Here is a 14751-nt window from a genome sequence, read left to right on the forward strand (position 1 = left end):
CCACTTTTTTAAAGAACAAAATTACTAAACTATTGATTAATAATTCCATAAAATACTAAATCCTCGTATTTACCGTCTTTTATAATATGATCCTTTAATATTCCTTCCTGTGTCATACCAATTTTCTTCATTACTTTTCCAGAAGCAGGGTTCGATGAAAAAAATCGAGCAAACACTTTGTGCAGTTTCTTTTCTTCAAAAGCATATTGGACAATCGACTGCGCTGCCTCTGTTGCATAGCCTTTTCCCCAGTATTGCTCACCAATCCAATAAGCAATTTCTCCTTGATTAAAACGTTTGTTATTCGATAATGCTATTGCTCCATATAATTCTCCAGTTTCTTTATCAGTTACTGCAAATTCGTACGAAATATCCTCCATAAAATGATCGTAATGGCGTTCTATCCATGACAACGCATCATTCAAACTATACGGATAGGGCAGGTACAATGTACTTTTATAAATATTATAATTATTGCAAAGCTGTGTCACCGCTTCTGCGTCTGATGCTTGAAATAATCTAAGGACTAGTCTTTCAGTTGTAATCATTAACTTTTCACGACTATACGCCATTCAATCAGCTCCCATTACCTATAATTTGTAAGTACATTATATAATAAACGAGAATTTTATCCGAACAAAAAGACAGAATCATAGGAAAGTGATTCTGTCTCATTACATTTAGTCCAGTTTCTTAATAAAAACTACCTTTAAGTAATTAAATTCAGGATATTCACGTGGTACACGGAAATCCTTCGGCAAGCTGTATTCTTCAACAATTTTATAGCGTGTACGGGTTTCCTTAAAGGCCTGATCAATAAAGCTTTTAAACTTTTTCATTCCAAAGCTTGCATTATTGGTTGAAGCAACGATGATACCATTTTTCTCTGTGATGGCTATCGTATCAATTAGCAATTTTGGATAGTCTTTCGCTGTTGAAAATGTTCTTTCCTTCGTCCGTGCAAAGCTAGGAGGATCTAAAACAATAAGATCGTATTTTAATTGATGGCGCTGTGCATATTTAAAATAGTTAAAGACATCCATGACTTTAATATCCTGCGTTTCATAGTCAATTTGATTGACACTAAATTGTTCAATTGTTTTGGCTAGACTACGTTTTGCTACATCAACACTTGTCGTTTTGATTGCTCCTCCGAGTGCTGCCGCAACAGAAAATGCGCCAGTATAGGAGAACGTATTGAGCATGTTCCTATGGTCTGCGTAACGTTCACGAATCGCAAGCCTTATTTCTCGTTGATCGAGGAAAATACCTGTCATTGCTCCATCGTTTAAATGAACAGCATAGCTCATGCCATTTTCCAAAATAATGATTGGAAATTCGCCAGGCGTTCCCATAACGAAATCGTCCTGTTCCATATATTGCCCTTTAAGATCAAATCGCTTTTTCTCATAAATGGCTGCATAGCTTACCGTCTCAGCAAGTGCTTCGTATATCATATCCTTCCATAAATAGATCCCTGCACTATACCAGCTCACTAGAAAGTAAGAATCAAAATAGTCAATGGTGATACCACCTATGCCATCGCCCTCACCATTAAAAATACGAAATGCTGTTGTATTAGAATTGTCAAAGAAGGTCTGACGATTTGCCAATGCCTTGGTAAATTTTTTAATAAAAAAAGCTTTGTCTATTTTTTCGTTAGCATCAGTTGTTAGCACCCAACCAATGCCTTTATTTTGTACACCATAGTATCCTATGCCAAGAAAACGTTGATGGCTATCCAGCAGTCTTAATAGGGAACCTTCTTCTTTAGGAAGCTGACCCGCGTCAACAGCATCCTTTGAAATAAGAGGATAGCCTTTTTTTAATTGATCCGCAAAGGGATTTTTAATTTGTAAAACAATCATTTGTGTCATGTTGTCATCCTTTAAAAAGCATTTTGCTCTATTATCGCACTCTTTTATGGTGATAGACAAACTTATTTCACAAAATTAGCAATTTTTTCAGCTGTTTGTATTGTTGCCTCTTCAAAAAAGTTCATTTTGCTAAAATAGCTATGGATTAATCCAGTCATGTTGATATGCTCAACGGTTACGCCTGCGTCAGTAAGTTTTTGTGCATAAGCAAGACCTTCATCATAGAGAACGTCTGCTTCTGCGGCAATAATAATTGTTTTTGGCAAAACACTTACATCCTCAATCTGAAGTGGCGAAACAAGTGGATCTTTAAAGTTTTGTCCATCTGTGTAAAGTCCTGCAAACCATTGCATCCCTAGTTTGTCTAAACCGTAGTGTTCTCCATAAGCATTGTAAGATGCTGTTGTAAAATCTACATTCACGACTGGATAAATAAGTGCCTGTGCCTGAATTGCTGGGCCATTTAATGTGGAAGCTAGATAGGCAACAACCGTTGCTAAGTTTCCACCTGCACTATCACCAGCTACGCTTAAACTTGTTGCATCCCCACCAACTTGCTGAATGTTTTCGTAAACCCATACTAAACTGTCATAGGCATCGTGAAGCGGAACAGGGAATGGGTACTCTGGCGCTAAACGATAATCAACTGACACAACAATTGCCTGAGCCTTTTCTGCCAATACCTGGCACCCCGCATCAGAAGATTCTAAATTGCCAAATACCCAACCACCTCCATGATAATAGACAACGACAGGGAGTATTTTGTCAAAAGTAGGTTTATAAATACGAACATTTATTTTTGCGCCATCTCGTACAGTTATTTTTCTATCCGTAATAGAAGAAAGCTGAGGAGCATGTGCCGACTCCCATTTTGGCACTGTTCGAATAGCACGAGCCTCAGCAGGTGTTAAATTATAATACGGAATAGAAGAATCATTAGCTTCAATATAGTGAATCGCCTCATTTGTTAGTTTTGTCATCATCATCCATCTCATCCATCCTTTTTTTATATTCGATAACATCATTATAAACTATTCTTATAAAATTACTATGATTTAGTGTCGAAAAAGAAGATTATTTTATGAATGAGCAGAAAAATGCTAATTGTCACGGTAAAATTTGATTATAATAAGATGAATGAAAGTATTTGGAGGGACAATATGATTTCTTTAATTGTGGCACATGATATTAATTATGTGATTGGTTATGAAAATGGTATGCCATGGCATTTACCAGGAGATTTACAATATTTTAAAAACAAAACGATGGGCAAGCCTATGATAATGGGACGTAAAACATTTGAATCGATTGGCAGACCATTACCTGGGCGTCGTAATATCGTGATTTCTCGTGACGAAAGCTATCATGCAGAAGGGATTGAAACAGCGATAAGTTTAGAGGATGCCCTCGACCTTGCTGGAGATGTTCCTGAAATTATGATTATAGGGGGCGAACAAATTTTCCGCCTGTCGATGGCTATCGCTGACCGTTTGTATATTACACAAATTAATCATTCCTTTAATGGGGATACCTATTTCCCGAAATATGAACAGGATTTTGTACAAATATCCTCAGAAAAGCCAGAAACGGCACCAGAAGGTTATACATTCGAATATCAGATTTTTGAACGTAAAAAATAGGAAATATGCTGAATAGGGAGATTCCAGTAAAAATATTGATTTGGGCAATAGCGGGTGAATTCATTGAAACAAATTGAGTTACAAAATATATCTACAATCGAAGAGGCTCATAAGTATTGATTAAAAGAATGAACCTTGTTTTTGTGAAAAAAGAATTATCTAAATATAAATTTTGATGACGATATAAAATATATGAAAATTGGGTGTTTTAAAGATTGGGGGATGAATGTTCTGAATGTTCAATTAGGGAGCAGTAGTTATTTTAGTGTATTAAAAAAAGATGGATCTAATAGGTTATCGGATGATTTATTTCTTAGAAACAATAAAAAGAAAGCAACATATGAAATAAAAAAAGAAAATGGTTATATACGCCATATAGTAACGAAAGAAAATGGGGATAAAATAATTATTAGAGAAGTGAAATTATCAAAGAAGGAAGAAAAAGAAGTGTCTTCTGGCGATATAAAAGATATGATTACGCAAAAATTAGCAAATCAATTGTTAAAATCATTTGAAGATACACAGAACCATCAGAAACTTCTTAAAACTGGTATAGCTGGTCAAAAGGAAAAAGAACAGCAAATCTCAAAATACATCATGAATGTATAATATTAGATAAAGGACAGAATGATGCTATTGAATTACAATGATTTAGAGTATCATACGGATGGTGCTCCGATATAAATAGATGAACAAATTTGGACAATCTAATACACATTAACGTGAAAAATCGCTCCTTTATCAAAAAAGAGCGATTTTCATGTTGAATATTTATAAGTAAAAATAAACACAAGCATACATTGATCCACAGCCAGCTAATACAAATAAATGCCAGATTGTATGGTTGTAGGGAAGGGAGCGCCAAGCGTAAAAAATGGCACCAATTGTATAGAAAAGCCCACCTGCTAACAGTAAAGCAAAGCCATTAAATCCTAAGTATAGGTAGATGGGCTTTATTGCAAAAATAATCAACCAGCCCATACCGATATAAAAGATTAAAGAAAGTATTTCAAAGCGATTAATAAAGAAGCATTTAAACATAACGCCTAATAGGGCAAGGGACCAAATAATACATAATAAAGTAATGCCTAATGTGCCGCCAATCGCAATTAAAAGAAAAGGTGTATAGGTTCCTGCAATTAAAATATAAATAGAAGAATGATCAAGTATAGAGAAGAAGTACTTGTATTTTTCAGGCATACTATGAAGCAGTGTTGACATTAAAAATAAAATGATAACAGAGGCACCGAAAATACTAAAAGTTGTAATTTGAAGCGCTCCACCTGTTTGTACAGCAGCTAAAATAAGAACAATTAGTGCTGGAATACTCGCGATAAATCCAATACCATGTGTAATGGCATTCCACAATTCTTCTCTCCATGTTTTATAGTCAAATGAATCCATCATTTTAAACACTCCTTTCGTTCATATTTTTACTATACCCCAATAATTTTCATCCTACTATTTACATTTGTCATATTTTCAGTATCAAAAGTGTCATATAATTGTCTAAATCCATGAAGGACATTGTTAGACAAGTATTCGACAAAGCGCTATAGTAGCAAAGGTAGCGTTTTCAAAATAAATACCATCGTATGATACCTAATGACAAATGTCATGTTTACATAATGTTTCATTAGTCTATATAATAAATTTTAATGAAGTAAAAGGATGTGTCGAAGTGGGACGAATTCATATTGTAACGGACTCAACTTGTGATTTAACAAAGGAAGAAGTAGCACAGCATGGGATACATATTGTGCCTTTAACGATTCAAATTGATGGGCAAACATATATAGATGGTGTTGACTTAGAGCCACAGTCTTTTTTAGGTTTAATGAAAAATGCTAAAAATTTACCAAAAAGCTCCCAGCCTGCACCAGGGAAGTTTAAAGAATTGTACGATGAGTTAGGACAAAATGGGGATCAAATCATTTCTATTCATATGACCGGTGGTATGAGTGGGACAGTTGAATCAGCTCGTCAGGCAGCACAAATGACAGATACAGATGTCACAGTAATTGATTCACGCTTTATTGCAATTGGACTAGCCATTCAATTACGTGAGACAATTAAAATGCGTGATGCAGGTGCTACTGTCGAGGAAATTGTGACTCGTCTAGAAAAAGTGCGTGAAAATACTTATTTATATGTAATAGTCGACACACTGGAAAACTTAATTAAGGGCGGACGAATTGGAAAAGGAACAGGCTTTATTGGATCATTACTCAATATTAAAGTAATTGCAAATTTAGAGGGCGGGGTATACAACCCTGTTTCTAAGGTAAGAAGTCATAAACAGGTTGTAAATTACTTATTTAAACAATTTCAAGCTGATACTGCTGGTAAAACCGTAAAGGCAGTAGGAATCTCTCATGCTGATGGGCTAACAACTATGGGTGAACCATTAAAAGCGTTTATTGAAGGAACAGGCTTCAATGACGTAGAAATTGCCTTTACCTCACCTATTATCTCAACACATACTGGCCCAGGCGCAATTGGTTTTATTTATTTTGCAGAATAATAGATATGAGCTGCTACATAAGTATTGTAGTGGCTTTTTATTTTCATAATGCTGGAAAAGTAGACATTACAGTAAAAACACTTATTTTTTTATGGAATACCTAGGTATCGTCACTTTTCTTTGCGGTATGAACTATTCTATAATAGAAGAAACAGCAAATGATGGAAGGTGGTCAAATGGGCATTTGGCGAATATTTATTTTGTCATGTTTGACCGTCTTAGTACTAAGTGGTTGTGCTATATCAATAGATGAACCGAATCCGCAAGCAGAACCTGAAGGTGAGCAAGCAGGGACGGAGCAAGATATGAAACAGGATGAGCAACAAACAGAAGATGAGGGAAAAACCTCTAAGAATATGTTGACGCAAATTTTTGAGCATTTTTTTGAGCCATCACCAGAGGATTTACGGAAAATTGATAATGAAAACGCAAAGCAACTACATTACTTGGCACTGGGAGATTCATTAACAGATGGTGTCGGTGATGAGTATAGTCAAGACGGTTTTGTAGGCAGATTAAAAGATTCATTGCTAGCTTGGCCCTCAATTTCTGATGTAGAGGTCGACAATCGGGGGAAAAGGGGAAGACGCAGTGATCAGCTATTAAAATTAGTGAAAAAAGGGCATTATGATGAAGAGTTGCAAAATGCACAGCTTATTTCAGTAACAATGGGCGGAAATGATGTCATGAAGGTAGTTAGACAGGATTTGTTTAACTTGAAAAGGGATGCTTTTGATAAAGAATTGCTGGCGTATAAGGAACGTTATAGTAAAATCGTAGCTGGCATTCGTGCGAAAAACCCAACGGTGCCATTATTGCTGATTGGTTTTTATAATCCATTCTCTATCGTGACAAATGAGGCCAATGAATTTGATACAATTATCACGGAGTGGAATAATGTCATTAAAGACATCGCAAGTGAGGATACGAATGCATGCTATATCTCTGTAGAGGATTTATTTGATTCAAACAAAGAGCTCGTATACCATACCGATTTCTTTCATCCAAACGCAAAAGGTTATGAAAAAATGACGGAGCGAATACTAGCAGCAATGGAGCAGTGTGAAATGGAACAAAAAATTAACAAGGAAATAGGCTTCGGGGAGTGACAAAATGAATAAATGGAAAATCGCATTTTTCGCCTTAGCAGGCACAGTGCTGTTTGCAATCCTCCTCGTCGTGTATTTAGCAACAAAACCTGTTGATGGAGTAATTGTAGCAAAGAGTTCAGAAGGTGAAAGTGAAGTAAAAGGGAATGTCCTTGTTGTTCAAACAACAACGAAGGAGTTAGAATCGATATCAAAGAAATATTTAAAGGATGCGGCAAAAGGATCGCCTCTGCCCTTGGATTTTACGATTGGTGATGATATTCAGCTAAGAAGTAAGCTGACGGTTTTTTATACAGAAATACCAATCACTATGAATTTTGATCCCATCGTCGATGACAAAGGAAACATCATTCTAAAACAAACAGGTATGAATGTAGGACTGTTGAATATTCCACCTGAGACGACTATGAAAATTATGCGTGACTCGGTGGAATTTCCTTCTTGGATTACGGTAAATCCAAATAAGGCAGAAATTTATATTGATTTATCACGTATTAATATAGCTTCTGGGTCTCGCATTCGAGCAAAAGAGTTAAATTTACCGAAAGATAAAATTTTATTGGAAATTATTGTTCCTGGTGAATAAGGAGTGACATGAATGGCAAAGCAATACGCAACATTTGCAGGTGGTTGTTTTTGGTGTATGGTCAAGCCCTTTGACGAAACACCTGGCATTGAATCAGTGATTTCTGGCTATACGGGTGGACATGTTATGAATCCTACGTATGAACAAGTATGCTCTGAAACAACAGGACATGTGGAAGCAGTACAAATTACGTTTGAGGATGATCTCTATTCTTATGAGCAATTATTGGCGACATTTTGGACATTAATTGATCCAACAGATGTTGGTGGTCAATTTTATGATCGTGGGGAGTCCTACACGACTGCAATTTTTTATCATAATGAGGAACAACGTGAATTAGCAGAACGTTCTAAAGCAGATTTAGAGGCATCTGGTAAATTTGACAAGCCGATTGCAGTGAAAATCTTACCAGCAAGGACATTTTATCCAGCTGAGGATTATCATCAATATTATTATAAGAAAAATCCAATGCACTACGAGCGTTATTCGATTGGTTCTGGTCGCAAAGCGTTTCAGGAGCAACACTGGGGGCGAAAAAAATGAATAAAGAACAACGATTAAAAGAACTAACTGACATGCAATATTATGTAACACAAGAAAGTGGAACAGAGCCACCATTCCGCAATGAATACGATCAACACTTTGAAGAGGGCATTTATGTCGATATCGTTTCAGGGAAGCCGTTATTTAGCTCCCTTGATAAATTCGATTCAGGATGTGGCTGGCCAGCATTTGCAAAGCCAATTGAAAAAGAGGAAGTAACCGAACATTTTGATAGTTCTCATGGAATGCGTCGAGTGGAGGTTCGCAGTAAGAACGCTGATTCACATTTAGGGCATGTCTTCCCTGATGGACCAACAGAGCTTGGTGGCTTACGTTATTGCATTAACTCAGCATCGTTACGCTTTGTACCAAAAGAGGATTTAGAAAAGGAAGGCTACACTGAATACCTTTCATTGTTTAAATAAAGAAAACTCCTAGCATAAAATTTTGTGCTGGGAGTTTTTTTGTGTTCGTTGTGTCAGTTAAAACTATCGCCCCGTTAGTTCAGGTAATTAAACTTTAAATTCACTCACTAAACTACGAAGATTATCTGCTTGTTGGGCTAGTTCTACGGCAGCAGCATTAATTTCTTGCATAGAAGCGGAGCCTTGTGTTGCTGCTGCAGCGGAAGTGACTGTATTAGCAGCGGATTGTTCAGCATACGCATTAACATGAATAAAATCATTTGCTACGGCATTACTATACTCAAGGGTTAATGAAATTTTTTCCGCCATAGCTGTAATAATGGATGTAGTTTCCTGTGTATGCGATAAAATATTGGCTAATGATTGATTCGTTTCATTAGTTACTTCTACTCCACGAATTACTGAAGTTACCCCCTCATAGTTTTGGGTAATAATAGAGGATACTTCATCCTGAATGGACGTTACGATTGTTGTAACTTCCTTCGCAGCATTTTGAGATTGCTCAGCTAACTTACGAACTTCATCAGCTACAACTGCAAAGCCTTGTCCATGCTCACCAGCGCGTGCAGCTTCAATTGCGGCATTTAGTGCCAGTAAATTAGTCTGTTCGGATATAGCGGTAATCGTACCAATGATTGATGTTATGTCAGCTGATTTTTGTCCAAGTGCTTCCACCGTAGTTGTTGTAGTGGCCATTGTTTCTTCAATTGCCTGCATCACTAGCGAGGATTGCTCAACTGAGCGACTGCCATCATCAGCTGCGTGCTGCATAGCTAAGGATGCACGTTGAACAGCATTGGCCTGTTCATTTAAATGGTGCATAGAATGCTCAAGGTCACTCATTTTTTGTTGGGCGCTATTCATGCTGGAAATTGTATTGTCACTATCGCTTGCAATATCAGCTGTTGCATCAGCAATATCCTGAATAGTACGTGCATTTTCATCCGCTAATGACATTAATTCCTGACTGCTGCTGGAAACATGATCAGCAAGCTCACTGACACGTTTTATGAGATTTGAAATGGACTCTATTAAAGTATTGGTGGAAGTGGCAATCGTTGAAAACTCATCATGATTACGTACTTTAACGCGTCTTGTCAGATCACCGCCAGCCTGTGCGATATCCAGAATAGAATCGTTAATTGCTTGTGTATTATTTTTTAATGATTTAAATAACATATAACCAAATATAATGATGGCGATAAAGCCGATTATTGAAATGATAAAGAAAGAAACAATAGAGATATTGACTTCCTGGTTCAACTTATTTAATTTAGTTTTATTTGCTTCATCCATCACTGTATTGATGGATTCGATATTTTTATCAATATGTGTCTTCATTGTTTCCCCAACAGCACTCATCATCAGCTTTCGAGCCTGTTCAAGCCCAAACTCATCACGCATTGTCATGACTTTTTCAGAGTAATCGAGGTAATTTTTATAATATTGACCAATTGCCTGCATATGGCCAAGCTCAAGCTCTCGATCTGAAAACTGTTTTTGTAATTCGCTGATTTTTTTATTGATCGAATCTATTTTCATGTGGTATGAAGTGGAATAAGCGCCATTGCCAGTAATTAAATATGTTTGCTCTAAATTTGTGAGTTTTGCAATTTCATATGCAAGTTGATTAACAGTTAATTGTTCTTGGACATTTTTCTCAGTAAAATCATCCATCTGACGTTGAAGATTCCGTATATCGACATAAGACAAAATACCCATTATTCCGTTAATAAGAATTAAAAGTGTAAATATAATAAGTACTTTACCCCGTATTAAATGATAAAAACGTTGTCGTTTTTCTTTAATAGGAGGGAGATTATGCCTACTATCCTCTAAATCAATTGCATTCTCTTTAGCGGAAAAGCTAGTTTTAAAGAGAGACGGGCGTTTTTTCGCAGAGTTACTGGATTTTTGTGAGTTTTTCATCGCCATCACCTTCCTATTTTCAAATAGTCGATTTCAATTTTATCTTATTTTACTAGATTTTTCTATTGTTATTTCGCAAAATTTTCACTTTTCAGATAAAAACACCTATTAAATTTCTACGACATAAGTCGAAAGGTGTGAAAAAGTAGTTGAAAAAGCTTTAGTAGGAAAAAATACTTAATTGCTATTTTTATGACGGGAATGTGATTCTTTGATAAACTAGCGGAAAGCAGATAAGTATAAAAAGGGGAATTTCTAGTATGAACAAGAGCTTTTATTTATATGTATTAACTTTCCGTGGTGGGGATTGGTCAGATCAGAAGGTACGATTTGCAGAGGAGATGTTTCATGAACATAATTTTCCTAAGCAAAGCACAGATTTTGAAGAGCTTTCAACGTATATTGAATCGTTTGCTACTGATAACCTTACTACTGAAGCATTTGATGAATTGTGGGCATTATATGTCGAGCAAGGGTAAATTTATTTTAAGTTGCTAGACGTCTAGCATTGATAAAATGGCAGAAACACAGTATCATTTAAAGTGATAACTGACAGAAAAGAGGGATTGCAGTATGAGTGTTCATATTAATGCAAAAAAAGGCGAAATCGCTGACACAATTTTACTTCCAGGAGATCCACTTCGTGCAAAATACATCGCAGAGACGTTTTTAGAGGATGTAACTTGCTATAACGAGGTACGCAATATGTTTGGTTATACAGGCACGTATAAAGGCAAACGTATTTCTGTACAAGGAACTGGTATGGGTGTGCCATCTATTTCCATCTATGCAACAGAATTAATGCAAGAATATGATGTTCAAAAATTAATCCGCGTAGGTACTTGTGGTGCAATTCAAAAAGATGTGAAAGTGCGTGACGTGATTTTAGCGCAAGCAGCAACATCTGATACACGTATGAACCAAATCATTTGGGGCGGTGCAATTGACTTCGCACCAATCGCTGACTTTGACCTACTATTAAAAGCCTATAATGCAGGTAAAGCTGCAGGGCTAAACCTACAAGTAGGAAATATCTTCACAGCAGATTTGTTCTATTCTGATGAGCATCAAAACGAAAAATTAGCTCAATATGGCGTACTTGCAGTTGAAATGGAATCTGCAGCTCTTTACACATTAGCAGCAAAATTTGGTCGTAAAGCTCTTTCTGTTCTAACAGTAAGTGACCATATCCTAACAGGTGAGGTAACGACTTCAGAAGAACGCCAAACAACCTTCAAAGATATGATGCTTGTAGCGTTAGAGGCTGCTATTCAAGAGTAGATGATATAGTAGAGTTTTCAACGTATATAAAATACCGTAAATAAGAGCAACCGACCAAAAACCGACCATTTTTTATAAAATGGGATTGAAATAGTCGGTTGCTTTTTCTTTATCTTTCTTAGTTAAGTGGCTATAGGTATTAATCACTTCTTGAATGTTAACATGTCCAGGTTGTTCGTGAATAATTTTAAAATTTACATTTTTACTAATCATAAAAGATGCGTAGGTGTGCCTTAGACCATGAAATGTTAGTTTAGGCAAATTGTAACATTCTACAATCTCACGCCATCTTCCAGACATATTATCTGGATGTGAAGGGAAACCATTTGTTTTTGTAAATAGTAGATTTATTGGGTTGCCCTCATTATCTTTCATCGATGTCCAAGCTTCACCTGATGCAAGTTAAGATACTAGATGTTTTTGAATTAGTTGACGATTTAAGTGAGTCTTTAAATTTAAAAGAGGTATTACAGTCGATATATAATATTTGAAAATCCTTCTACTACAGCAGCAGAGGCAATTGAAAAATATTCTTTAGACAAATAGATTAAAACAACAATGCCAAAGCCCTGGTACTCAATATTATTTTTGAGCCAGGGCTTTTTATGGTTTAGTATTCTCTTACTTCAAATGAAGCAATTTTATCATGTACGACATATTCAGTAACCTTTTTATAAGGTGAAATTGTTTTTGAGAATTTGAAAGTAGAAGTACCTTGTGCACTATCAAACCAATTTAAGTAATTGTTTAAAACTGCATTCGTTACATCATATTCTTTTGTTATACCATTCACCAAAGTAATGCTTAGAATAGCACTGGAGAAGTCATTATTTGGTTTCTTAACAATAACCGTGCTTGTTGCTGAAATATCTGTATTTTCTATTGTTGCTGTAATAATTGATTGACCTTCACGAATAGCAGTTACATTCCCATTCTGATCTACAGTTACAATAGATTCATCACTACTTGTCCAAATTATTTTTGCTGTATCTGGAGATACTGTAGCTGTTAATTTATCTTGACTGTTTTCTATTAGCTCTAATGCGTTTCTGTCTAATGTAATAGATTCTATTGAAGAATTTTTTACAATATATCCGCCTTCATCTATATCAATAGCGTCTGCTACTATATGACCAGTACTTTTACTTTTAATAGTTACTTCATGTATTTTATCTTCTAGACCAAGTTTTTCATAGATTAAAGTTAGTCTTTGTTGTTTAGTGCTATAAGCAGAATAAGTTTCAACGATATCCCCATCTATTGTAACTTCTATTTGTGATGAAGAAGTCGCCCATTGTGGAGAGATAATTCTAAATTTCGTTCCTTTAAAGTTAAAGCTATAGTAAGAATCTTTAGCAGCTTGAGTTCCGTAAGTAGTATAGCTTTGAGTTTTATTGTAATCACCATAGACAGAAGCTATACTCCACCATCCAATATAATTTATATTGGGGTTGCTATCATCATATCTTTTCCATCCTTTTTCAGGTTTAAGTAACAGATCTCCGATTTTCGCACTATTTTCAGGAGTATTATTTAAATTTGTCACGCCTTCTTCATAATCAACAATATCTGCTGCAGATGCATTTTCAACACTAATACTAACTAGTACTAATAACGTTAATGCTAGAAAAATAAAACCTCTTTTAAAAGAATTAATCATTTATGTAGCCTCCTTTAAAATTGTTGAAGGTCATTACTTTAAATAACCTATAATAACAACTTTAACCATATATATACTTATTTACCATAATAAAAAACAGACAACATTGTTAGTTATCTGTTCCACGTACTGTATTGGACTGTTTAGCTTGTTCAATGACTTCCTCAAAGGCTGCTTTAATTTCCTCGATTGTATAACCAGCTTCCAGTAATTCTTGGGTTGTTTGTTCTAATCTGTTCATTTAATTATCCTCTTTTATGTTTTTTATCTCCAACATTAATAATATTGAAATTTGCTTGAAATATCAAAAGAGCCGTATTTGTAGGGGTGTATAGTAAGGCTGTAGAGCGTTCTAAAATAAAGAATACTAAATCATCTTATATACTCTAAATGAGCAAATACTCTTCAAATAATTACCATCAAGCAAAATAAAAAGACAGAATTCACCCTTTTGGTTAAAATGAAAGCTCTGACCCAATCATCCACCAAAGGAGCGTATCTGTCTGATGAATAGATTAACATATCACCAACAAATCAACAAAGGGTTTCTTGATTGGCAATTGCCTTTTTACTTTTCAAAGCCCGTTTTACGGCATTTGACTCATTTTATCGATGGGATGTCGAGCATTGGTTTTACAGGTAAACTAACAGAGATTCATGCCTTTAGCCACCACCAAAAGCATCGTACAATACTTGGGCATTTCCTTAAAAATAGCCCATGGAATGAAACCTATCTTCTAAGACAATCACAAAAATACGTGCGCGAAGCATGGCTCAAGATGAACCTGTATTTCTCTTACTCGACGACACGATTGCCAAGAAAGCAAAGCCTTCGTCACGGGCAGCCCAACCAACTGAAAGCTGTGGCTACCATTCCTCGCACACAGATGGGAAAAGTGTTTGGGGGCATCAAGTCGTGCAACTGATGATGAAATCAGGGCAACACGCATATCCATATGATTTTCGATTATTCGATAAAGAAACAACCGACAGTAAAATTCAACTTTTGTTAGAGATGATGAATCAACTGCCGTTATTCAAACAGCCATCGTATTTTTTGTGCGATAGCTGGTATAACATCACGTACGATCATCGAAGCCGTGCTCTCAAAAGGCACACATGTCATCGGAGCACTCAAAACGAATCGTATTTTGTATCCTCAAGGTATCCGTATTCA

General features: G+C 35.9%; 17 protein-coding genes and 1 pseudogene. 10 read left to right on the forward strand and 8 right to left on the reverse strand.

Translation table 11 applies throughout. The features are described 5' to 3' along the window. Nucleotides 1-29 precede the first annotated feature (29 nt). From ACQKIM_RS17440 to ACQKIM_RS17450, 3 genes are all read right to left on the reverse strand, one after another. The gene (locus tag ACQKIM_RS17440; RefSeq protein WP_427546167.1) at nucleotides 30-572 is read right to left on the reverse strand and encodes a GNAT family N-acetyltransferase; all 543 of its coding nucleotides are present in this window, start codon (nucleotides 570-572) and stop codon (nucleotides 30-32) included. Between the two features lie 108 nt (nucleotides 573-680). Beyond that, nucleotides 681-1877, reverse strand: coding sequence for a class I SAM-dependent rRNA methyltransferase (locus ACQKIM_RS17445; protein ID WP_427546169.1), 1197 nt, complete (start codon nucleotides 1875-1877; stop codon nucleotides 681-683). Between the two features lie 62 nt (nucleotides 1878-1939). Further along, nucleotides 1940-2863 carry an alpha/beta hydrolase gene (locus ACQKIM_RS17450; RefSeq protein WP_427546171.1) on the reverse strand — a complete coding sequence of 308 codons (924 nt, stop codon included), beginning with the start codon at nucleotides 2861-2863 and terminating at the stop codon, nucleotides 1940-1942. Nucleotides 2864-3037: 174 nt separating this feature from the next. On the opposite strand from ACQKIM_RS17450, the gene ACQKIM_RS17455 reads away from it, so the two are divergent. Next, the gene (locus ACQKIM_RS17455; protein ID WP_427546173.1) at nucleotides 3038-3517 is read left to right on the forward strand and encodes a dihydrofolate reductase; all 480 of its coding nucleotides are present in this window, start codon (nucleotides 3038-3040) and stop codon (nucleotides 3515-3517) included. Nucleotides 3518-3709: 192 nt separating this feature from the next. Next, nucleotides 3710-4126, forward strand: coding sequence for a hypothetical protein (locus ACQKIM_RS17460; RefSeq protein WP_427546175.1), 417 nt, complete (start codon nucleotides 3710-3712; stop codon nucleotides 4124-4126). Nucleotides 4127-4288: 162 nt separating this feature from the next. Here the strand turns inward: ACQKIM_RS17460 and trhA are convergent, their stop codons facing one another. Next, a complete protein-coding gene (gene trhA, locus ACQKIM_RS17465) occupies nucleotides 4289-4924 on the reverse strand; it encodes a PAQR family membrane homeostasis protein TrhA (protein WP_427546177.1) in 636 nt (211 codons plus the stop codon). A 274-nt stretch (nucleotides 4925-5198) separates the two neighbouring features. On the opposite strand from trhA, the gene ACQKIM_RS17470 reads away from it, so the two are divergent. The 5 genes from ACQKIM_RS17470 (at nucleotide 5199) to msrB (ending at nucleotide 8704) form a co-directional block, all read left to right on the forward strand. Further along, the gene (locus tag ACQKIM_RS17470) at nucleotides 5199-6041 is read left to right on the forward strand and encodes a DegV family protein (protein WP_427546179.1); all 843 of its coding nucleotides are present in this window, start codon (nucleotides 5199-5201) and stop codon (nucleotides 6039-6041) included. A gap of 158 nt (nucleotides 6042-6199) precedes the next feature. Continuing rightward, entirely contained in the window at nucleotides 6200-7150 is a 951-nt protein-coding gene (locus tag ACQKIM_RS17475) for a GDSL-type esterase/lipase family protein (protein ID WP_427546181.1), read from the forward strand. Nucleotides 7151-7154: 4 nt separating this feature from the next. Then, nucleotides 7155-7736 carry a YpmS family protein gene (locus ACQKIM_RS17480; RefSeq protein ID WP_286926659.1) on the forward strand — a complete coding sequence of 194 codons (582 nt, stop codon included), beginning with the start codon at nucleotides 7155-7157 and terminating at the stop codon, nucleotides 7734-7736. Between the two features lie 12 nt (nucleotides 7737-7748). Further along, nucleotides 7749-8279 (forward strand): peptide-methionine (S)-S-oxide reductase MsrA, encoded by a 531-nt coding sequence (msrA, locus tag ACQKIM_RS17485; protein ID WP_427546183.1) that lies wholly within the window; start codon nucleotides 7749-7751, stop codon nucleotides 8277-8279. Continuing rightward, complete coding sequence (msrB, locus tag ACQKIM_RS17490; protein WP_427546185.1) at nucleotides 8276-8704, forward strand: peptide-methionine (R)-S-oxide reductase MsrB; 429 nt, start codon at nucleotides 8276-8278, stop codon at nucleotides 8702-8704. Before msrA ends, msrB begins: the two co-directional genes overlap by 4 nt. Before the next feature lie 87 nt (nucleotides 8705-8791). Here the strand turns inward: msrB and ACQKIM_RS17495 are convergent, their stop codons facing one another. Beyond that, nucleotides 8792-10633: a methyl-accepting chemotaxis protein gene (locus tag ACQKIM_RS17495; protein WP_427546187.1), complete on the reverse strand. Its 1842-nt coding sequence runs from the start codon at nucleotides 10631-10633 to the stop codon at nucleotides 8792-8794. A 260-nt stretch (nucleotides 10634-10893) separates the two neighbouring features. Here ACQKIM_RS17495 and ACQKIM_RS17500 point away from each other — a divergent pair, with 260 nt between their 5' ends. Continuing rightward, a complete protein-coding gene (locus tag ACQKIM_RS17500) occupies nucleotides 10894-11112 on the forward strand; it encodes a YozE family protein (protein WP_427546189.1) in 219 nt (72 codons plus the stop codon). A 94-nt stretch (nucleotides 11113-11206) separates the two neighbouring features. Beyond that, a complete protein-coding gene (gene deoD, locus ACQKIM_RS17505) occupies nucleotides 11207-11914 on the forward strand; it encodes a purine-nucleoside phosphorylase (RefSeq protein WP_427546191.1) in 708 nt (235 codons plus the stop codon). Nucleotides 11915-11986: 72 nt separating this feature from the next. Here deoD and ACQKIM_RS17510 read toward each other — a convergent pair whose 3' ends face one another. The 3 genes from ACQKIM_RS17510 to ACQKIM_RS17520 form a co-directional block, all read right to left on the reverse strand. Continuing rightward, entirely contained in the window at nucleotides 11987-12289 is a 303-nt protein-coding gene (locus ACQKIM_RS17510) for a tyrosine-type recombinase/integrase (RefSeq protein WP_427546193.1), read from the reverse strand. 235 nt (nucleotides 12290-12524) lie between these two features. Beyond that, nucleotides 12525-13574, reverse strand: a complete 1050-nt coding sequence (locus tag ACQKIM_RS17515; RefSeq protein WP_427546195.1) for an Ig-like domain-containing protein — start codon at nucleotides 13572-13574, stop codon at nucleotides 12525-12527. A gap of 109 nt (nucleotides 13575-13683) precedes the next feature. Further along, nucleotides 13684-13815, reverse strand: a complete 132-nt coding sequence (locus ACQKIM_RS17520; RefSeq protein ID WP_427546197.1) for a hypothetical protein — start codon at nucleotides 13813-13815, stop codon at nucleotides 13684-13686. Nucleotides 13816-14080: 265 nt separating this feature from the next. Between ACQKIM_RS17520 and ACQKIM_RS17525 the strand changes: the two are divergent. Next, nucleotides 14081-14751: pseudogene (locus ACQKIM_RS17525) on the forward strand (transposase); the annotation flags it as partial.

Source organism: Lysinibacillus sp. NPDC047702 (assembly GCF_050272555.1).
GTDB lineage: Bacteria > Bacillota > Bacilli > Bacillales_A > Planococcaceae > Lysinibacillus.